The organism is Kocuria sp. CPCC 205263 (assembly GCF_040981075.1).
GTDB classification, from domain to species: Bacteria; Actinomycetota; Actinomycetes; order Actinomycetales; family Micrococcaceae; genus Kocuria; species Kocuria rosea.
In genome coordinates this window covers 347,687-366,608 of the sequence record NZ_JAVKPV010000002.1, presented here as the reverse complement: position 1 = coordinate 366,608, position 18,922 = coordinate 347,687, and the positions used below count along the sequence as shown (strand labels likewise).

17 protein-coding genes are annotated in these 18,922 nt (G+C 74.8%); 8 read left to right on the top strand and 9 right to left on the bottom strand.

From position 1 onward, the window contains the following. Positions 1 to 28: 28 nt before the first annotated feature. Positions 29 to 1,324: an acetyl-CoA C-acetyltransferase gene (locus RF647_RS04070; RefSeq protein ID WP_368810720.1), complete on the bottom strand. Its 1,296-nt coding sequence runs from the start codon at positions 1,322 to 1,324 to the stop codon at positions 29 to 31. A gap of 147 nt (positions 1,325 to 1,471) precedes the next feature. On the opposite strand from RF647_RS04070, the gene RF647_RS04065 reads away from it, so the two are divergent. Together RF647_RS04065 and RF647_RS04060 are read left to right on the top strand one after the other, a co-directional pair. Beyond that, positions 1,472 to 2,245 carry a TetR/AcrR family transcriptional regulator gene (locus RF647_RS04065; RefSeq protein WP_368810624.1) on the top strand — a complete coding sequence of 258 codons (774 nt, stop codon included), beginning with the start codon at positions 1,472 to 1,474 and terminating at the stop codon, positions 2,243 to 2,245. A gap of 89 nt (positions 2,246 to 2,334) precedes the next feature. Beyond that, on the top strand, positions 2,335 to 4,716 hold the full coding sequence (locus tag RF647_RS04060) for an acyl-CoA dehydrogenase (protein ID WP_368810623.1): 2,382 nt from the start codon (positions 2,335 to 2,337) through the stop codon (positions 4,714 to 4,716). A gap of 135 nt (positions 4,717 to 4,851) precedes the next feature. On the opposite strand, the gene RF647_RS04055 is transcribed toward RF647_RS04060, so the two are convergent. The 7 genes from RF647_RS04055 to RF647_RS04025 form a co-directional block, all read right to left on the bottom strand. Then, positions 4,852 to 5,349, bottom strand: a complete 498-nt coding sequence (locus RF647_RS04055; protein ID WP_368810622.1) for an SRPBCC domain-containing protein — start codon at positions 5,347 to 5,349, stop codon at positions 4,852 to 4,854. Then, a complete protein-coding gene (locus tag RF647_RS04050; protein ID WP_368797017.1) occupies positions 5,310 to 5,726 on the bottom strand; it encodes an ArsR/SmtB family transcription factor in 417 nt (138 codons plus the stop codon). The genes RF647_RS04055 and RF647_RS04050 overlap by 40 nt, the downstream gene beginning before the upstream one ends. A gap of 86 nt (positions 5,727 to 5,812) precedes the next feature. Continuing rightward, complete coding sequence (locus RF647_RS04045; RefSeq protein ID WP_368810620.1) at positions 5,813 to 6,787, bottom strand: hypothetical protein; 975 nt, start codon at positions 6,785 to 6,787, stop codon at positions 5,813 to 5,815. 90 nt (positions 6,788 to 6,877) lie between these two features. Continuing rightward, positions 6,878 to 7,774 carry a PP2C family serine/threonine-protein phosphatase gene (locus RF647_RS04040; protein ID WP_035926436.1) on the bottom strand — a complete coding sequence of 299 codons (897 nt, stop codon included), beginning with the start codon at positions 7,772 to 7,774 and terminating at the stop codon, positions 6,878 to 6,880. Further along, on the bottom strand, positions 7,771 to 8,928 hold the full coding sequence (locus RF647_RS04035) for an adenylate/guanylate cyclase domain-containing protein (protein ID WP_133410498.1): 1,158 nt from the start codon (positions 8,926 to 8,928) through the stop codon (positions 7,771 to 7,773). Before RF647_RS04035 ends, RF647_RS04040 begins: the two co-directional genes overlap by 4 nt. A 3-nt stretch (positions 8,929 to 8,931) precedes the next feature. Beyond that, on the bottom strand, positions 8,932 to 9,612 hold the full coding sequence (locus RF647_RS04030; protein ID WP_368810619.1) for a hypothetical protein: 681 nt from the start codon (positions 9,610 to 9,612) through the stop codon (positions 8,932 to 8,934). A 2-nt stretch (positions 9,613 to 9,614) separates the two neighbouring features. Next, positions 9,615 to 10,499 carry a biotin--[acetyl-CoA-carboxylase] ligase gene (locus tag RF647_RS04025; RefSeq protein ID WP_368810618.1) on the bottom strand — a complete coding sequence of 295 codons (885 nt, stop codon included), beginning with the start codon at positions 10,497 to 10,499 and terminating at the stop codon, positions 9,615 to 9,617. A gap of 199 nt (positions 10,500 to 10,698) precedes the next feature. Between RF647_RS04025 and RF647_RS04020 the strand changes: the two genes are divergently transcribed. From RF647_RS04020 to RF647_RS04010, 3 genes are all read left to right on the top strand, one after another. Continuing rightward, positions 10,699 to 11,001 carry a YciI family protein gene (locus RF647_RS04020; protein ID WP_133410501.1) on the top strand — a complete coding sequence of 101 codons (303 nt, stop codon included), beginning with the start codon at positions 10,699 to 10,701 and terminating at the stop codon, positions 10,999 to 11,001. Positions 11,002 to 11,159: 158 nt separating this feature from the next. After that, positions 11,160 to 12,743: an acyl-CoA carboxylase subunit beta gene (locus tag RF647_RS04015; RefSeq protein ID WP_017833849.1), complete on the top strand. Its 1,584-nt coding sequence runs from the start codon at positions 11,160 to 11,162 to the stop codon at positions 12,741 to 12,743. Next, entirely contained in the window at positions 12,740 to 12,970 is a 231-nt protein-coding gene (locus tag RF647_RS04010; protein ID WP_368810617.1) for an acyl-CoA carboxylase subunit epsilon, read from the top strand. Before RF647_RS04015 ends, RF647_RS04010 begins: the two co-directional genes overlap by 4 nt. Positions 12,971 to 13,017: 47 nt before the next feature. Here the strand turns inward: RF647_RS04010 and RF647_RS04005 are convergent, their stop codons facing one another. Further along, positions 13,018 to 14,271 (bottom strand): CynX/NimT family MFS transporter, encoded by a 1,254-nt coding sequence (locus tag RF647_RS04005; protein WP_368810616.1) that lies wholly within the window; start codon positions 14,269 to 14,271, stop codon positions 13,018 to 13,020. A gap of 41 nt (positions 14,272 to 14,312) precedes the next feature. On the opposite strand from RF647_RS04005, the gene RF647_RS04000 reads away from it, so the two are divergent. From RF647_RS04000 to RF647_RS03990, 3 genes are all read left to right on the top strand, one after another. Continuing rightward, on the top strand, positions 14,313 to 16,049 hold the full coding sequence (locus RF647_RS04000) for a DUF885 domain-containing protein (protein WP_368810615.1): 1,737 nt from the start codon (positions 14,313 to 14,315) through the stop codon (positions 16,047 to 16,049). Between the two features lie 73 nt (positions 16,050 to 16,122). Continuing rightward, a complete protein-coding gene (locus RF647_RS03995; protein WP_368810614.1) occupies positions 16,123 to 17,550 on the top strand; it encodes a dicarboxylate/amino acid:cation symporter in 1,428 nt (475 codons plus the stop codon). Positions 17,551 to 17,707: 157 nt separating this feature from the next. Continuing rightward, a complete protein-coding gene (locus RF647_RS03990) occupies positions 17,708 to 18,916 on the top strand; it encodes a transcriptional regulator (RefSeq protein ID WP_368810613.1) in 1,209 nt (402 codons plus the stop codon). Positions 18,917 to 18,922: the final 6 nt, after the last annotated feature.

The following is an 18,922-nucleotide window of genomic DNA, read 5'->3' as shown; positions in this document are numbered from 1 at the left end:
GGGTCGGCGGGGTGTCGGGGGCGCGGGCTCAGCGGGCCTCGAGGACCGCGGTGACGCCCAGGCCGCCGGCGGCGCACACCGAGATGAGCCCGCGGGCGGGGCGGCCGGTCTCGTCGGCGCGCTCGCGCAGGAGCTTGGCGAGGGTGCCGACGATGCGCCCGCCGGTCGCGGCGAACGGGTGCCCGGCCGCGAGCGAGGAGCCCGTGACGTTGAGCTGGCCGCGGTCCACCGTGCCGAAGGCGCCGTCCAGGCCCAGCCGCTCGCGGCCGAACTGCTCGTCCTCCCACGCGGCGAGGGTCGCGAGCACGGTTGCGGCGAAGGCCTCGTGGATCTCGACGAAGTCGAAGTCCTCGAGCGCCAGGCCCTGACGTGCCAGCAGGCGGGGCACGGCGTAGGCGCCGGCCATCAGCAGGCCCTCGTCACCGTGCACGAAGTCGACGGCGGCCGCCTCGACGTCCACGACGTCGGCGAGCACGGGCAGGGAGCGCTCCGCCGCCCAGTCCTCGGAGGCGAGCAGCACGGTCGAGGCGCCGTCGGTGAGGGGCGTAGAGTTGCCCGCCGTCATGGTGGCCCCGGCGTCGAGTGACTTCCCGAAGACCGGCTTGAGCCCGGCGAGCTTCTCGACCGTGCTGTCCGGGCGGAGGTTGTTGTCCCGGGACAGGCCGCGGAAGGAGGTGACGAGGTCGTCGAAGAACCCGCGCTCGTAGGCGGCCGCCAGGTTGCGGTGGCTCGCGGCGGCGAGCTCGTCCTGGGCCTCGCGGGAGATCCCCCAGCGGGCGGTGGTGAGGGCCTGGTGCTCGCCCATGGACAGCCCCGTCCGCGGCTCGCCCGTGCCGGGGGCCACCGGCTTGAGGTCGGCAGGGCGCAGGCCCGCGAGGGCCTTGAGCTTCTGCGGGGTGCTCTTGGCCCGGTTGAGCTCGAGCAGGGTCCGGCGCAGCCGCTCGCTCACCACGACGGGCGCGTCCGAGGCGGAGTCGACGCCGCCGGCGACGGCCGAGTCGATCTGGCCGAGCCGGATCTTGTTGACCAGCGTGGAGACGGCCTCCATGCCGGTGGCACAGGCCTGCTGCACGTCGAAGGCCGGGGTGCGGGGGTCCAGGACCGAGCCGAGCACGGACTCGCGCGTGAGGTTGAAGTCCTTGGGGTGCTTGAGCACGGCGCCGGCGGCGACCTCCCCGATCCGCTCCCCGGCGAGGCCGTAGCGGGCGGCCAGGCCGTCCAGGGCGGCGGTGAGCATGTCCTGGTTGCCGGCGTTGGCGTAGGCGCCGTGCGCCCGGGCGAAGGGGATGCGGTTGGCGCCGACCACGACCGCGCGGCGGGCCACGCCGGTGCGTCCGGCGCCGCTGGGGGTTGTGTGCTCGGCGGTGGGCTCGACGGTCTGCTCGGGGGTGGACTCGCTCACAGGTAACTCCTCGGTGGTGTTGTGATGATGATCACGTCACGAAAGACAATACCTGATACTCTCAGTATCGTGAAACAGGTCGACGCCACTGACTCCGCCGCCCCGGGCGGCACGCCCGCCACGGACGGACGCTCCTCCCGCTGGGCCCGGCACCGCGCGCAACGCCGGATAGAGCTCATCCGCACGGCGCGCAGCGCCGTGGACGAGCTCGGCGCGCAGGCGTCCATGGAGGAGATCGCCACCGCGTGCCAGACCTCCAAGTCCGTCTACTACCGGTACTTCGGGGACAAGGCAGGACTGCAGCGGGCGGTCGGCGAGTACACCGTGACGCGGATGCGCGACCGGCTCGAGGAGGCGGCCCGCGCGGCCGGCTCCTTCGAGGACTCGGTCGAGGCGATGGTCGCGGAGTACCTGCTCAGCATCGAGCGCTCGGCGGCGGTGTACCGCTTCGTCGTGGTCCTCTCCCCCGACCCCGGGCGCTCGCGGCACGACCGGCACCGCGCCGAGCGGGCCCGCGGCGAGCGCTCCGGCAAAGAGGACGCCCCGGCCGGGGACGGCGGCGAGCGCTGGCTGATCCAGGAGTTCGCCGAGTCCGTCAGCGGGCTGCTCGCGGAGGCCCACGTGCGCCACACCCCCGCTGAGCGCCGGCTCGAGGAGCCGGTGCTCAGCTACTGGGCCGCGTCCACGATCGGCATGGTCCGCGGCGCCGGCGAGGCCTGGATGAACACCCCCGAGGGCACGTGGCGACCGTCCCGCGAGCGGATGACGGAGCTGATCGTGGGCTGGGCCGTCGACGGCCTGCGCCCGCCCGGCGCACCCGTGCCGGAGCCCCCCTCGACCTGACCACCGCCCTGGCCGGCACGGACCCCGGCCGGCCCCCACCACCCCGTGACCGCACCGGCCACCGCCGGTCACCCACGACAGGAGCGAACATGACCACCACCGTCGACCGACCGACCACCGCCGCAGCCGGCTCCGCAGCCGGGCCCGCCACCGCGGACGGGGCCGGGCTCCCGGCGCCCGCCGTGGACGTCGCCGCCCTCGGGGAGGTGCTGCTCGGGCGCTGGGCCGAGGTCCGGCGCGAGACCCGCCGGATGCTGCTCGACGAGCGGCTGCACCAGCAGCCGGGCCTCACCCACCACGAGCACCGCGAGCGGGTGCTGGGTCAGCTGCACCTGCTGGTGGAGCACGGGACGATGAGCCGCGGGCTGCCCGAGGAGTACGGCGGGCACAACGACCCGGGCGGCAACGTCTCGGGCTTCGAGGAGCTGCTGCTCGGGGACCCCTCGATGCAGATCAAGGCCGGCGTGCAGTGGGGCCTGTTCGGCTCCGCGGTGCTCAACCTCGGCACCGAGGAGCACCACCGGCGCTGGCTCGCGGACATCCGGGACCTGAAGATCCCGGGCGTGTTCGCGATGACCGAGATCGGCCACGGCTCCGACGTCGCCTCGATCGGCACCACCGCCACGTACGACCCCGCCACGGAGGAGTTCGAGATCCACACCCCCTTCACGGCGGCGTGGAAGGACTACCTCGGCAACGCCGCCGTGCACGGGCGCGCCGCCGTGGTCTTCGCCCAGCTGGTCACGCTCGGCGTGAACCACGGCGTGCACGCGTTCTGGGTGGACCTGCGGGACGCGGACGGGAACTTCCTGCCCGGGGTGGGCGGCGAGGACGACGGCCACAAGGGCGGGCTCAACGGGATCGACAACGGGCGGCTGCACTTTACCCGGGTGCGGGTCCCGCGCACGCACCTGCTGGACAAGTACGGCGCCGTGGCTCCGGACGGCACCTACAGCTCGCCCATCGCGAGCCCGGGCCGCCGGTTCTTCACGATGATCGGCACCCTGGTGCAGGGCCGGGTCTCCCTCGACGGCGCGGCCGTCCTGGCGAACAAGGCCGCGCTGAGCATCGCGATCCGCTACGGCAGCGAGCGCCGGCAGTTCAACGCGTCCTCCGACGTCCAGGAGGAGGTGCTGATGGACTACCAGCAGCACCAGCGGCGGCTGCTGCCGCGGCTGGCGGAGACCTACGCCATGCACTTCGCCCACCAGGAGCTGCTGCACAAGTACGACGACGTCTTCTCCGGCCGCGAGGACACCGACGAGAACCGGCAGGACCTCGAGACGCTCGCCGCGGCCCTGAAGGCGCTGTCCACCTGGAGCGCCCTCGACACCGTCCAGGAGTGCCGCGAGGCCTGCGGCGGGGCGGGGTTCCTGACCAAGAACCGGCTCACCTCCCTGCGCCACGACCTGGACGTCTACGCGACGTTCGAGGGCGACAACACGGTGCTGCTGCAGCTCGTGGCCAAGCGGCTGCTCTCCGACTGGGCGGACGAGTTCAAGCACGTCGACGTGGGTGTGATGGCCCGCTACGTGGCCGGCCGGGCCACCGAGGCCACCTACCACCGGTCGGGGCTGCGCAAGCTCGGCCAGGCCTTCCGGGACACCGGGGACGTCCGCCGCTCGGTCAACGCCCTGCGCGAGGAGTCCGCGCAGCGCGCGCTGCTCACGGACCGGGTGCAGACCATGGTCGCCGAGATCGCGGAGAACCTGCGGCCCAGCGCCAAGCTCCCCCGCGCGGAGGCCGCGGCGCTGTTCAACGAGAACCAGTACAAGATCATTTCCGCGGCGCGCGCCCACGCGGAGCTGCTGCAGTGGGAGGCCTTCACCCGCGGCCTGGAGCAGGTCGAGGACCCGGGCACCCGCACCGTGCTCACCTGGCTGCGCGACGTCTTCGGGCTGCGGCTCATCGAGAAGAACCTCGCGTGGTACCTCTCCTACGGCCGGCTGTCCATGCGGCGCGGGCGCAGTCTCGACGAGTACATCGACCGGCTGCTCGCCCGCCTGCGCCCGCACGCCCTCGACCTCGTGGCCGCGTTCGAGCTCGAGCCGGAGCACCTGCGGGCCGAGATCGCCACGGGGATCGAGGCCCGGCGCCAGGAGGAGGCGGCCGAGCACTACCGGCGGCTGCGCGCCTCGGGCGGCGCCCCGGTCAAGGAGCGCGCCCCGCGCCGGGAGGCCGCCACCCCCGCCGCCGGGGCACCGGGCGAGAAGGCCCCGGAGGAGGCGAAGCGGGAGCGCCGAGCCGAGAAGCAGGCCGAGCGGCGCACGGAGGGCCGGGCGGAGCGCAAGCACGAGCGCCGGCTCGAGCTGAAGCCGTTGAAGAAGGCGGCGCAGCGGGCCGCGGCGTCCGCGCAGCGGGCGGCCGAGCCGGGCCGCAGGTCTGCGGAGGGCCGGGAGCCGGCGGAGGGCCGTGAGCCCGCCGCCGGCACGGCGCCGGCCGAGGGCGCTGCCGTGACCCAGGACGCCTGACCCGGCGTCACCCGCCGGCGGGCCCGGCGGTGACGACGCCGCCCCGGAGGCCCCGGGGCGGCGTCGTCGTCCGGTCCCGCGGCGCGCGCGGGGACCGGGGAGGGCTGCGCCGTCGGCGGCCGGGCCCCCGGCGGCTCAGCGGGGGACGGCGCCGGCGAGGAGGCCGTCGATCTGGCCCATGGCCTCCCGCATGCCCTCCTCCATGCCCATCGCGGACATCTGCTCCAGCTGGTCCGCGCTCTCGAAGGTCGAGACCGTGGTCATCCGCGTCCCGCCGTCGACGGCCTCGAACGTCACGACGCCGTGGGTGGCCCCCAGCGCGGGGTCGGGCTCGCCGTCCTCGCTCGCGAAGCCGTCGTCGAACTCCAGCCGGTGCGGGGGGTCCACGGCGGTGACCGTCCACCAGCCCCGGGCCTTCTCCCCGCCGGGGCCGGTCATGTAGTAGCGGCACCGCCCGCCCGCGGAGAGCTCGTGCTCCTCGAAGGTGGCCGGCCACTCGGGCGGGCCCCACCAGCGCTCGAGCTGGCGCGGGTCGGCCCAGACCTGCCAGACCCGCTCGATGTCCGCGGCGAACTCCGCGACGAACGTCAGGGTCAGTGCCTCGGTGTCCTTGTGCACGTCGATGACCGGCATGTCATGCTCCCTTCCTCCTGGGCCCCCGGGTCCCCCGGGGGCGTCTCCTCGGCGAGGAGGTCCTCGATGGCGCGGGCCCGCCCGCGCCAGATCTGCTCGTAGTCCGCCAGTAGCGCCGCCGCCCGGCGCAGCGTGGCCACCCCGGCGTGCACCACCTGCTCCCGGCCGCGCCGCTCCTTGGTGACCAGCGAGGCCCGCTCGAGCACCGCCACGTGCTTCTGCACGGCGGCGAAGCTCATCCGGTAGTGCGCGGCCAGCGCGGAGACCGACTGCTCCTGCCGCAGCACCCGCACCACGATGTCCCGTCGCGTCGAGTCCGCGAGGGCCTGGAAGATGCGGTCGACCTCGTCGTCCGTCAGCTCATTTCGTACAACCATTTGGTTGTATGTTAGGACGCCCGGTGCCCCGGCGCAAGAGGTCCGGGCCCCGGGACCCCGGTGTGACCTCCGGGGCCGCGGAGCGCTCAGTAGAGTCCCGCCGCGCCGGTCAGGTGGCGGTGCAGCCCGTGGGCCACGATCGTGTTGCCCAGCGCGTTCAGGTGCCGGCGGTCCGCGGCGACCACCGAGCGCGGGGGCAGCCCCAGGCCCAGCCACCGGCGGTCCGCGGGCGAGGCCCCGATCCGGTGGGCCCGCAGCGCCGCCAGGGACCAGAGACCGGGATCGCGCAGATCGGCCATGGTGTCGTAGAACCGGTCGCCGTACTCGGCCCGGTGGGCCGCGTTCACCGCGCGCACCTGCTCCCACCCCGCGGTGCCGGGACGGTCGGCCGCGGTGTGCCAGTGGCCCATCACCACGGACGTATCCGGCTCGACCCCCCAGGCGGCACGGGTGTCGGAGAGCACCTGGTCCGGGTCCTCGATGTTGTTCTTGCCCGTCCACAGCAGATGGACGTTGCCCCGGTGCTCCTCCTCCAGCGCCGTGCGCCAGCGGGCCTCCGACGCGGGCGCCACCTCGAGCTCGGCCCCCGGGACCGCCCGGCGCAGCACCACGTCCCCCTCGTCCCGCCCCACGGCCTGGATCGTGCACGGCAGACCGGAGACAGTGCCCGGGATCGCGAGGTGGACGCTGGGCACCCGGCCGTCCACCGTGGGCACGACCAGCGACCCGTGGGCCGGGATCCGCCCCACCCCGTAGCCGGAGCCCAGCCGGGGCAGGTAGGGGTGGGCGCTGCTGCGCATCGCCAGGGTCTGCCACGACCGGTCGCCGCTGACCGCGCGCGAGGTCCCGGGCGCCTCCAGCAGCTGCGAGAGCAGGTCGTCGATGCGCACCGCGGGGAAGCCCCGCGGGCGGTCCCGGTGGAGGGCGCTGGCCGCCGAGGAGGAGCCCCACAGCACGAACGGGCGCCGGCCGGCGGAGGGCTCCGCCAGGGCGCCCCCGCAGGCCCCGGAGGCGGCGAGCACCAGGCCGGAGAGGACGAACGAGCGGCGCGAGAGAACCATGTTCTCAAAGGTAAACAGGCCTGGTGGGAGCGGTGCCGTTGTGACGGATCATGATGCCCCCCACTTCGGGGGACGCGGCGTGCGCGCGGCTCAGAAGCCGGGGGCGTACTCCCCCGGCCGCACGGCGTCGGCCACGATCACGGTGACGTTGTCCCGCCCCCCGGTGCGCAGCGCGGCCTGCAGCAGGACGTCGGCCGCCTCCTTCGGGTGGGGCACCGAGGCGAGCACCCGGGCCATGTGGGCGGGGCTCAGCTCGTTGGTCAGCCCGTCCGAGCACAGCATCAGCCGGTCCCCGTGCCGGGCCGGGAGCACCCACACGTCCGGCTCCCACACCTGGCCGGTGCCGAGGGCGCGGGTGATCACGTTGCGGCGCGGGTGCACGAGCGCCTGGGAGGCGGTGAGCTGCCCGATCGACACGAGGTACTGCACCTCGGAGTGGTCCACGGTGAGCTGCTCGATCCGCGGCCCGCCCTCGCCCTCGCCGGCCCGCCCCCCGGGCTGGGGCGAGACCAGCCGGTAGGTCCGGGAGTCGCCCGTGTTGAACACGACCCACAGCATGCGCCCGTCGATGCGCAGCAGCCACACGCCGGTGACGGTGGTGCCCGCCCGGCCCTCCACGGCGTGCTGGATGTGCTGGTCCGCCTGCCACAGCACGGAGCGGACCCGGCGGACGGCCTCGATCGCGTCGTCGGGGATCTCCGGGTCCAGGCGCAGCTCGCGCTCCACCACGGCGCGGAACCGGGCGATGTCCCGGGGCGGCTCCGGCTCGAGGACCTCGAAGGAGCGGAAGTCCTCCAGCTGGAACAGGGGGGACGCCCCGAGGGTGCGCACGCACAGGGCGCTCGCCACCTCACCGGCCTCGTGCCCGCCCATCCCGTCCGCCACGGCGCACATCGCGGCCGTGACCACCAGGGCGTCCTCGTTGGACTCCCGGCGCAGGCCCCGGTCCGTGGACGCGCCCGCGCGGATGACGAGGGGTGCGCTCATTCGAAGTCGACCTCCAGCCCGGGACCGGCGCCTTGGGAGAGCGCGACGGGCTGGACGTCGCCGAAGCCCCGCACGTTGCGGGTGGGCTGCGGCAGGAGGATGAAGCGGTCGTCGCCGGAGAGCACCGCGGCGGTCGAGGCGTCCACGAGCACGGAGCCCGGCTCGGTCAGCGACACGAGCCGGGAGGCGAGGTTCACCGTGGGCCCGTAGATGTCCCCGAGCCGCGGCAGCACCCGCCCCCAGACGAAGGCCACGCGCGCCTGCGGCAGCTCGGGGTCGTCGCGGATGGCGCGGGCCAGGGCCAGGGAGATCTGGGCCCCGCCCTCGGGGGTCTCGGCGAGGAACATGACCTCGTCCCCGATGGTCTTGATGAGCCGGCCGCCGCCCACGGCGATCACCTCGGCGCAGCGGTTCTCGAAGCGCTGCACGAGGTTCGCCAGGGTCCGTTCGTTCATCTGCCGGGACAGCGAGGTGTAGGAGACCAGGTCCGCGAAGCCCACCCCGCGCGCGAGCGGGAGGATGGAGGACGCCCCGTCGTCGGACGTGGGGCCGGTGGCGGTCGAGCCGTCCGGGCGCTCCACGCGCATCGCGAGCCGTTGCACGGCGGCGTTCATCTGCCGCCGCCACGAGTAGACGAGGAGGTTCTCGATCGCGTCGATGAGGTCGGGCAGCAGGTGCAGCAGCTGCCGCCGGGCGGCGGCGTCGGTCATCCCCCGGTGGACGACCATGTCCTCCACGAGCGCCTCGACCTGCCACACGACCATGCGGTCGGTCATCTGCCCGATCGAGCGCACCAGGGACAGCGCCGCCTCCTCGGTGACCTTCTCCTCGAGGACCATGGTGGACAGCACCCGGAGGGCCTCGGAGTCCTGCTCGGTGAACCAGAGGTCGTCGTCGGTGAGGTTCGGGAAGCCCAGGGCCCGCCACACCTTCCGCGCGGACAGCAGGGACAGCCCGCCCCGGCGCGCGGCCTCCCGGCGGCGCAGGTCGCGCTCGGAGCCCAGGAGGGTCTGCTCGAGGGCCTGCACGGCGGCCTTGGACTCGTCCGAGCGGTACAGGTTGGCCTGGACGGGGTTGTGCAGGTTCAGGTTCAGCTGTGCCGTCTGGGGGCCGAGTTCCGGCTCGCCCTGGTTCTCCGGGTCCTCACTCGCCACACGTCACTCCTGTTCCTGGTGGACGGCCCGCCGGCTCCACGGTCGGCGCGGGGCGCCGGACGGGCCCGGGCGTGGTGCCACGACCGCGTCGCGGTCCACTCTAGTGGGACGGAGCCACGGCGCACCCCCACCGGGACCGGGATCCCCCGCCCGGCCGGCGCCGCCGCCCGCCGCCCACTCGTCCTCGGCGGCCTGGCGGATCAGCCCGGCCAGGCGCTGCGCCTCCGGGGCGTGCTCCAGGCGCAGACCGCCGAAGGGCCCGAAGTCGGCCACGACGCGCCCGTCGTGGCGGCCCAGGGCCGGACCGCGCCGGCGCTCCACCGAGACCCGGCGCAGCTGCTGCAGGGGCAGCGACACGGTCCTGCGGGCCCCGCCGGGGCGCAGCAGCACGAGGTGGCGGGTGGTGAGCACGTAGCGGGTGCGCCACCACCGCACCAGCGGGCGCAGGCAGCTGCGGAGCACCACCCAGCCGGCCGCGACGAGCAGGGTGAGCTCCACCCCGGCGTGCACCGTGGTCCACGGCTCCGCCACGGGACGCCAGCGCAGCTCGAGGGCCCGCTGGGCGAAGGAGAGCGCGAACACCGTGAGCAGCAGCACCAGGAAGGGCCGGGTCAGCCGGGCGCCGTGGGCCCGTGTGGACACGAGCACGCGCTCCCCGGGCTGCAGGGCGGGGCGGGCGGGCACGCTCAGACCGTCCCGGGGGCGCCCGGGGCCGGGCGCAGGTGCACCACGTCGCCCGCCGTCACCTCGCGCTCGGCGCCGCCGTCCTCGCGCACCAGCAGGCCCCCGTGCTCGCCGAGGCCCGTCGCGGTGCCCGTGACGGGGGCGGCCCCGCCGGGCAGCTCGGCGCGCACTGGGCGGCCGATGGTCTCCATCCGCTCGGTGACCCGGGCGCGCAGCGGCCCGCCCGGGCCCACGGCGGCCGCCGGGTCCGCGCAGAACTGCCGGTAGACGGGGACGAACGCGCCCAGCACGGCCCGCAGGACGGCGGCGCGCTCGACCTCGCGGCCGGTGGCGCGCCGGACGGACGTGGCCGTGTCCACGGGCAGCTCCTGCTGGGCGACGTTGATGCCCGTGCCCAGGACCACCGCCGGCGGGTGCTGCCCGTCCAGCACGAGGCCCGCGAGCAGGCCGGCCGCCTTGCGCCCGTCCACCATGACGTCGTTGGGCCACTTGATCCGTGCGCCGGCCGCCGCGAGCCCGTCCAGGGCGTCGACGACGGCCGAGGCCATCAGCAGGGTCAGCCACGGGAAGTGCTGGGTGGGCAGTGGGCGGCCGCGCGCGTCGGCCGGTCGCAGCAGGACGCTGAAGGTCAGGGCGGTGCCGGGCTCGGTGGTCCACACCCGGTCCAGCCGGCCGCGCCCGGCGCTCTGGTGGCCGGTGAGCACGAGGGAGAGGTCGGTCCACCGCCGGTCCGGGCGGGGCCCGTGCGCCTGCCGGGCGACGGCGGCCGTCAGGTGCGCGTTCGTGGAGCCGACCTCGTCGAGGACGTCGATCCGCCCCAGGCCGAGGTCCGCCAGGGCCGCGAGCAGGGCGGGCTCGCGCAGGTCGGCGGCGCAGGGGTCGGGCACGGTGCTCCTCGGGTCGGTCGTCACGGGTCGGTCGTCACGGGCGGGTCCTCGCGGGCCGGGGCGGTCGGTGCTGTCCGGCCGGGCGCCGTCCGCGTAGTGTTCGGACCACATCCACAGTAGTAGCCCGGTTCCCCGGGAACCGGCTGGACGGTCTCGTCCGGCCGGGCGGGGCCGCGGCACGACCCCCGGGAGAGCCACCGTGAGCGCAGCCGAGAACCGCACGACCTTCGCCGTCACCTACGTCTACGGCGGGCCCGCCGACGTCCTGGCCGCGCGCCGGCCGGAGCACCGCGAGTACCTCGGCGGGCTCGTGGAGCAGGGGCACCTGCTCGCGTCCGGTCCCTTCGACGACGACGGCGCGCCCGGCGCGCTGCTGGTCTTCGCCGCCGAGGACGCCGGGGCGGTGGAGCGGCTCACCGACGAGGACCCGCTGGTGCGCCACGGGGTGGTCACCGAGCGGACCGTCCGCCCCTGGAAGGTGGTCCTCGGCAGCGTCGGCTGAGCACCGTCCCGTGTCCCCCGGACCCGGGCGCGGATTTTGTAGGAGTTCTACAACGGAGGCCCCCGCGGCCGCGGACTAGAGTGAGCAGGTCCCCTGACCACCCCGGACCGGACCGATCGGCCCGCCGGGCCGGCCGCGTACCAGACCACGAGGTGCCTGTGACCCACGACCTGACGACCACCGCCGGCAAGATCGCCGACTTCCACGACCGCAGGGCCCGCTCCGAGGTGCCCGCGGGGCAGGCGGCGGTCGAGAAGCAGCACGCCCGCGGGAAGAACACCGCCCGCGAGCGCGTGGAGATGCTCCTGGACGAGGACTCGTTCGTGGAGTTCGACGCCCTCGCGACCCACCGCTCGACCGCCTTCGGGATGGCGTCGAAGAAGCTGCCCGGCGACGGCGTGGTCAGCGGCTACGGCACGGTGGACGGGCGCCTGGTGGCGGTCTACTCCCAGGACTTCGCGGTCTTCGGCGGGTCGCTGTCCCAGGTCAACGGGGAGAAGATCGTCAAGGTCCAGAAGTTCGCCCTGCGCAACGGCTGCCCGGTCATCGGGATTAACGACGGCGGCGGGGCGCGGATCCAGGAGGGCGTGGCCTCCCTGGCCATGTTCGCGGACATCTTCAACATGAACGTCCGCTCCTCCGGGGTGGTTCCGCAGATCTCGCTGATCATGGGCCCGTGCGCGGGCGGGGCGGCCTACTCCCCCGCCCTGACCGACTACATCGTGATGGTCGACAAGACCTCGCACATGTTCATCACCGGACCGGACGTCATCAAGACGGTCACGGGCGAGACGGTGGACATGGAGACGCTGGGCGGGGCGCGCCAGCACAACGCGACGACCGGCACGGCCACGTACCTCGCCGAGGACGAGCAGGACGCGCTGGACTTCGTGCACGAGCTGCTCGAGTTCCTGCCGGCGAACAACCTGCAGGAGGCGCCCCTGGTGGACCACGACCAGGAGGACGAGGTCACCGACCAGGACCTCGCCCTGGACGTGCTGGTCCCCGACTCCGCGAACCAGCCCTACGACATGCGGGCGGTGGTCGAGGCGATCGTCGACGACGGGCACTTCCTGGAGATGCAGGCCCTCTACGCCCCCAACGTGATGATCGGCTACGCCCGGGTCGAGGGGCACACCGTGGGCGTCGTGGCGAACCAGCCCATGCAGTTCGCCGGCACCCTGGACATCGCGGCCTCCGAGAAGGCGGCCCGGTTCGTCCGCCACTGCGACGCGTTCAACGTCCCGATCCTCACCCTCGTGGACGTGCCCGGCTTCCTGCCCGGCACCGACCAGGAGTTCAACGGCATCATCCGGCGCGGCGCCAAGCTGCTCTATGCCTACGCCGAGGCGACCGTCCCGCTGGTCACCCTGATCACCCGCAAGGCCTACGGCGGGGCCTACATCGTGATGGGCTCCAAGAAGCTCGGCGCGGACGTCAACCTGGCCTGGCCCACCGCGCAGATCGGCGTGATGGGCGCCCAGGGCGCCGTGGAGATCCTCTACCGCCGGGACCTCAAGGCCGCCGCGGACAACGACGAGGACGTCGAGGCGCTGCGCGCCGAGCTGGTGCGCAAGTACGAGGAGAGCCTGCTCAACCCCTACCAGGCCGCCGAGCTGGGCTACGTGGACGCGGTGATCTCCCCGTCCGAGACCCGGGTGCAGGTGCTCAAGGCCCTGCGGGCCCTGCGCGACAAGCGCGCGTCGATGCCCACCAAGAAGCACGGGAACATCCCGCTGTGACCCCCCGTGAGCCCGCCGAGGGCACCCCGTCCCTGCGCTTCACGGCCGGCAGCCCCACGCCGGAGGAGATCGCCGCCGTCACGGCCGTCCTGCTCGCGCGCCGGCACGCGGACGAGGACGCCGCGAAGGGCTCCCCGGGGCGCCGGGACCAGTTCCGCCGGATGCGGCTAGGCCTGAAGCTGCGGCCGGGCCGCGGCGCGTGGCGGCGGACCCGGCCGGAGGAGTGACCGGGCCGGAGGAGTGACCCGCACGCCGTGACCCGGGTGGAGCCCGGTCACGGCTCCCGGGGGATCCGCCGGGAGACGACGAGCGCCACCGCGATGCCCGCGAGGGCGAGCACCGCCGTCACCGCCCACGTCAGGTCCCAGGAGCCGGTCGCCTGCGCGACCGACGCGACCGCGGGCGGGCCGGCGAACTGGCCCAGGGCGTTGAACTGCTGGCCCAGGCCCAGCGTGGTGGCCACCGTGGTGGGGGTGGGCGCGACGCGCATGAGGCTCGCGATCGCCGTGGTCGGCACCACTCCCCCCACCGCGGAGAACACCAGGACCGCGCCGTACCGGACGCCGAAGCGCACGCCTTCGTCCAGCAGCGGGGCGATCCCGAACGCGACCACGGCGGCCAGTCCCAGCACGGCGAAGCCCGTGCACCACAGCACCACGGGTCGCACCCCGCGGTGCAGGGCCCGGCCCGCGCCCAGGTTGCCCACCACGTTGACCCCCGCGGCGAGCGCACTGAGCCCCGCGGCGGCGCCCGCCGTGATCCCGGCCTCGGCGTACATGGAGGGCAGGAACTGCACCACCCCGTTCCACTGGGCGGTGTAGAGCCCGAAGACCGCGGCCACGAGCCACGGCCCCGGCGCGCGCAGGGTCAGCCCGAGGCGCTGACGCACCCCGTGCACCACCGTGTGGGCCGGGTCCGGCGGGAGCACGGCGAGCACCAGCACGCCCAGGAGTGCGGAGCCGGCCGCGGCGGCCGCCCACCAGGTGCGCCAGCCGAGGGCTTCGCTGAGCAGCCCGCCGAGCAGCAGGGAGAGGGCCGCGGCGACCGGGATGTGGCAGCCCCACAGCCCCACCAGCAGGGACACCCGGGCCGGGGCCACGGTGCGCCGGATCAGGGCCGGGGCGCAGATCGACACGAGCATGAACCCCACGCCCTCCAGCACCCGGGAGCCCAGCAGCGGGCCGTACCCCGTGGAGAGCAGTCCCGTCACGGAGCCCGCGGTGAGCAGGCCCAGCCCGAGCACCAGCCCCCGGCGCAGGCCGATCCGGTCCCCGGACAGACCCACCACCACGCCCAGCAGCATTCCGGCCACCTGCACGGTGGAGAGCAGGAACCCGCCCTGCACCAGGCTCAGGCCGAGCTCGGCGGAGAGCACGGGCAGCGCCGGGGCCAGCTTCCACACGTGCAGGGCGCCCACCACCCCCGCGACCACCACGAGCAGGGCGGGTCCGGTCCCGGCGGTCCCCGTGGGCCCGGCCGGGACGGTCGCGGGGGGCGCGGAGTTCGCGCGCGGCGCAGGAGCGGACATGCTCCGCAGTCTAGGGAGCGCCCGGCGCTACTGTGACGTGCATGACCGATCAACGGCCCGACCCCCTGACCGGCGCCGGTCCCGCACCCCTCGGCACGGGGCGGCGCGAGCCCACGGACGTGGACGCCGTGGCCGAGCGCTGGTTCGCGCGCACCATGGAGCTGGACCCGGCCCAGGCCACCGTGCACGGCTTTCCCGGGCACGAGACCGAGTACCGCGACTTCGGGCCCGAGGGCCTGGAGGCCCACGCCGACGCCGCCCGCCGGACGCTGGCGGAGCTCGAGCGCGCGGCGCCATTCGACGACGTCGACCGGATCACCGGCCACGCCCTGCGCGAGCGCCTGGGTCTGGACCTGCTCCTGCACGAGGAGGGGCTGCGGGGCTGGGAGGTCAACAACATCTCCTCCCCGGTGCAGGAGATCCGGGAGGTCTTCGACGACCTGCCCCGGAGCACCGCCGAGGACTGGGCGCACCTCGCCGGCCGGCTGCGCGCCGTGCCCGCCGCCGTGGACTCCTACGTCCTGGGCCTGCGGCACGCCCGCTCCCTCGGCCGCTCGGCCTCCGCGGCGCAGCTGCGCAACGCGGCCCGGCAGTGCACCGGCTACGCGGCGCGCCACGGCTTCTTCGACCGGCTGGCGCGCAGCCCCCGCGTCCCCGAGGCGCTGCGGCAGCAGGTCGGGGAGGCGGCCGAGGCGGCGCGGCACGCCTACCGGGGCCTCGCCGCCGTGCTGGGCAAGGAGCTCGCCGCGGACGCGCCCCGCACGGACGCGGTGGGACCGGACGTGTACACGCTGCGCCTGCAGGAGTTCCTGGGCGCCGTCCTGGACCCGGCCACGGTCTACGCGTGGGGCGTGGAGCGGCTGCGCACGATCGTGGCGGAGCAGGAGCAGCTCGCCCGCCGGATCGCCCCCGGCGCCACGGTCGCCGAGGCCATGGCGGCCCTGGACGCGGACCCGGCGCGGCAGCTGCACGGCACCGACGCGCTGCAGGCGTGGATGCAGGACCTCTCCGACGCCGCCGTGGACGCCCTCGCGGACACGCACTTCGAGCTCACCGGTCCCATGCGCCGGCTCGAGTGCCGCATCGCCTCGACCCACGACGGCGGGATCTGGTACTCGATGCCCAGCGCCGACTTCTCCCGCCCCGGGCGCATGTGGTGGTCCGTGCCCGAGGGCACCCGGACCTTCACCACGTGGGAGGAGACCACGACCGTCTACCACGAGGGCGTTCCCGGCCACCACCTCCAGTTCTCCACCGCGCTCGCCAACTCGGGCGAGCTCAACCGGTGGCGGCGGATGGGCGTGTGGGTCTCGGGCCACGGGGAGGGCTGGGCGCTGTACGCCGAGCGGCTCATGGACGAGCTGGGCCACCTGCAGGACCCCGGGGACCGGATGGGGATGCTGGACGCCCAGCGGCTGCGGGCGGCGCGGGTGGTGTTCGACGTCGGCTTCCACTGCGGCTACCGGATCCCCGCGGAGCTCGGGGACGCCCTCGGCGGGGCCCGCCCCGGCGAGGTCTGGACGCCCGAGGACGGCTGGCAGTTCCTGCGCTCGAACATCGTGATGGCGGACCCGATGCTGCGCTTCGAGTGGATGCGCTACATGGGCTGGCCCGGGCAGGCGCCGTCCTACAAGGTGGGCCAGCAGCTGTGGGAGCAGGCGCGGGAGGCGGCCCGCGCCGCGGCGGGCCCGGAGTTCCTGCTCAAGGACTTCCACACCCGCGCGCTGCGGGTCGGCTCGGTGGGCCTGGACACCCTGCGGTACGCGCTCGCCCTGTGACCTCCGTCATTCCCGCGTCACATTTCGTCACCGTCATTCGGTGTTGTATATTTCCGCGCCCTATCGTGGCCATATGATTTCCGCAGAAAGCACTAGACGGCTGCCCCGGTGGATGACCTCCTTCGGCCCGCAGATCGTGCTCGCCCTCCTCCTGGGCGTGGTCCTGGGCACCGTGGCCGACACCCTCGGCGGTGACCCCGACACGGACCCCAACTGGCTGATGACCGCCCTGGACACCATCGGCACCAGCTACGTCAGCCTGCTCAAGGCCGCCGTGGTCCCGCTCATCGTGACCGCGGTGATCTCCTCGATCGCCAACCTGCGGGAGGTCTCCAACGCCGCCCGGCTCGCGTGGAAGACGCTGCTGTGGTTCGGGATCACGGCCCTGATCGCCGTGACGGTCGGCCTGGTGCTCGGCCTGGTCGTCCAGCCCGGCGCCGGCAGCGGCGCGGCCGCGCCCGCCGAGGCGTACACCGGGACGCAGGGCTCGTGGCTGGGCTTCCTCACCGGCCTGGTCCCCGCCAACTTCCTGGGCCTGCAGGTCTCCTCCTCCGTGGTGGACCCGGAGACCGTCCAGACGTCCCTCGGCTTCAACGTGCTGCAGGTGCTCGTGGTCTCGGCCGCCGTCGGCATCGCGGCGCTCAAGGTGGGCGCCCCCGCCGAGCCCTTCCTGGCCGTGGTCCGGGCCGCGCTCGCCGTGGTGCAGAAGGTGGTCTGGTGGATCATCCGTCTCGCCCCGCTGGGCACCCTCGGGCTGATCGGCCGGGCCGTGTTCGAGTACGGCTGGACCTCGATGGGCGGGCTCCTGGCGTTCGTCGCGACCGTCTACGCCGGCCTGCTGATCGTGGCGTTCGTGGTCTACCCGGCCCTGGTCAAGGCGCACGGGCTCTCCGTCCGGCAGTACTTCTCCGGCGTGTGGCCGGCCGTGCAGCTGGGCTTCGTCTCCCGCTCCTCGGTGGGCACCATGCCCCTGACGCAGCGCGTCACCGAGCGCAGCCTCGGCGTGCCCCGCGCCTACGCGTCCTTCGCCGTGCCGCTCGGGGCGACCACCAAGATGGACGGCTGCGCCGCGGTCTACCCCGCGATCGCCGCCCTGTTCGTCGCGCAGTTCTACGGGATCGAGCTGGACGTCACGCACTACGTGCTCATCGCGCTCGTGTCCGTGCTGGGCTCCGCGGCGACCGCCGGCACCACGGGCGCCACCGTGATGCTCACCCTGACGCTGTCCACGCTGGGCCTGCCGCTCGACGGCGTGGGCCTCCTGCTGGCCGTGGACCCGATCATCGACATGGGCCGCACCGCGCTCAACGTGGCGGGCCAGGCCCTGGTGCCCACGATCGTCGCCCACCGCGAGGGGCTGCTGGACCGGGAGCTCTACGACGCCCCGCGCTCCGGCGACCCCTTCGTCCCCGAGGACGCCGCCCCCGAGGACACGGAATCCGGCACCGGGTCCGGCGCGGAGCCGCGCCCCGAGGAGGCCGCGGCGACCGCGGCCCGCTGAGCCCCGGCGCCGCCGTCCCCACTGCGAGGGGCGGGGAACTGCGAGAATGCTGGACGCATTCCGGCAGTTCCCCGCCCCTCGCTGTTTCTGGAGGCGTCACGGGCTACCCTGGGACGGGCATGAGAGCTGGGTCACAGCACGGGACAGGAGGCGGCGCGTGGGCGCACCGGTGGACGGACCGACGACGACGGACCCGCTGCTGCGACTGTCCTGGGCCCGGTCGCTGGACCACCTCTCGGCGCCCGAGCGCTGTACCCCGCGGGTCGTGCTGGACGGCTCCGACGTCCGGGAGGCCCGCTCCCCGTTGCGCCTGCTGATGCCCGTGCTCGACGAGCTGCTCACCCCGCTGGCCGAGGACACCGGGCTGGTCGTGGCCGTCACGGACCCCGGCGGCGTGATCCTGCGGGTCCGGGGCAGCGCCGCTACCCGGCGGCGGGCCGAGTCCATGGGCTTCGTCGAGGGCGCCGACTGGTCCGAGCCGGCCGTGGGCACCAACGCCCCGGGCACCGCCCTGGTCCTGCGCCGGCCCGTGACCGTGCACCGCGAGCAGCACTTCTACCCCGAGGCCCGGCCCTGGACCTGCACGGCCGCCCCGCTGCTGCACCCCGTCACGGGGGCGCTGCTGGGGGCCGTGGACCTGACGGGCGGGGACGCCGCCGCGACCCCCGCCACCCGGGCCCTGGTCGGCGCGGCGGTGCGCGCCGCCCGGGCCGAGCTCGCCCTCGCCCTGCGCTCCGTCCGCCGCTCCGAGAACGCCGCGGCGGCCCCGGCCGCCGCCCACGCCCACGGCGCGTTCCTGCGCGTGCTCGGCGACGCCCCGCCGGCGCTGGTGCTGGACGGGCAGACCCTGGAGCTCACCGAGCGCCACGCCGAGATCCTCCTGGCCCTGTCCCGCGCCGGCAACGGCCTGTGCACCGCGGAGCTGTCGGAGCAGCTGTGGGCCGGCCGGGCGCAGGAGACCACGGTGCGCGCCGAGGTCCTGCGGCTGCGCCGGCTGCTCGAGTCCCGGGGCGGGCCGGCGATCGCCTCCCGCCCCTACCGGCTCGAGACCCCGCTGCCCTCGGACGCGGACCGGGTGCTCGAGCTGCTCGCCCGGGGCTCGCACCGGCGGGCGCTGCGCGAGTACACCGGGGCGCTGCTGCCGCACTCCGAGGCGCCGTCCCTCGTGTCCCTGCGCCACCGCCTCACCGGACTCCTGCGCGAGGCCGTCCTGACCGACGGCTCGGCCGAGGCCGTGCGCGAGTACCTCACCCTGCCGGAGGCCGCCGACGACGCCGAGGCATGGGCGCTGCTGCTGCGCCTTCTGCCGGCCCGCTCTCCCGCCCGCGCTGAGGCCGTGCTCGAGCTGGAGCGGCTGCGCCGCTGACCGGCC

Bases quoted from the DNA above. Each gene is read 5' to 3' on its own strand.
- RF647_RS04040 (WP_035926436.1), bottom strand. From the start codon at position 7,774: ATGAGCGCACCCCTCGTCATCCGCGCGGGCGCGTCCACGGACCGGGGC.
- RF647_RS04045 (WP_368810620.1), bottom strand. From the start codon at position 6,787: ATGGTTCTCTCGCGCCGCTCGTTCGTCCTCTCCGGCCTGGTGCTCGCC.
- RF647_RS04000 (WP_368810615.1), top strand. From the start codon at position 14,313: ATGACCGATCAACGGCCCGACCCCCTGACCGGCGCCGGTCCCGCACCC.
- RF647_RS03995 (WP_368810614.1), top strand. From the start codon at position 16,123: ATGATTTCCGCAGAAAGCACTAGACGGCTGCCCCGGTGGATGACCTCC.
- RF647_RS04060 (WP_368810623.1), top strand. From the start codon at position 2,335: ATGACCACCACCGTCGACCGACCGACCACCGCCGCAGCCGGCTCCGCA.
- RF647_RS04050 (WP_368797017.1), bottom strand. From the start codon at position 5,726: ATGGTTGTACGAAATGAGCTGACGGACGACGAGGTCGACCGCATCTTC.
- RF647_RS04055 (WP_368810622.1), bottom strand. From the start codon at position 5,349: ATGCCGGTCATCGACGTGCACAAGGACACCGAGGCACTGACCCTGACG.
- RF647_RS04005 (WP_368810616.1), bottom strand. From the start codon at position 14,271: ATGTCCGCTCCTGCGCCGCGCGCGAACTCCGCGCCCCCCGCGACCGTC.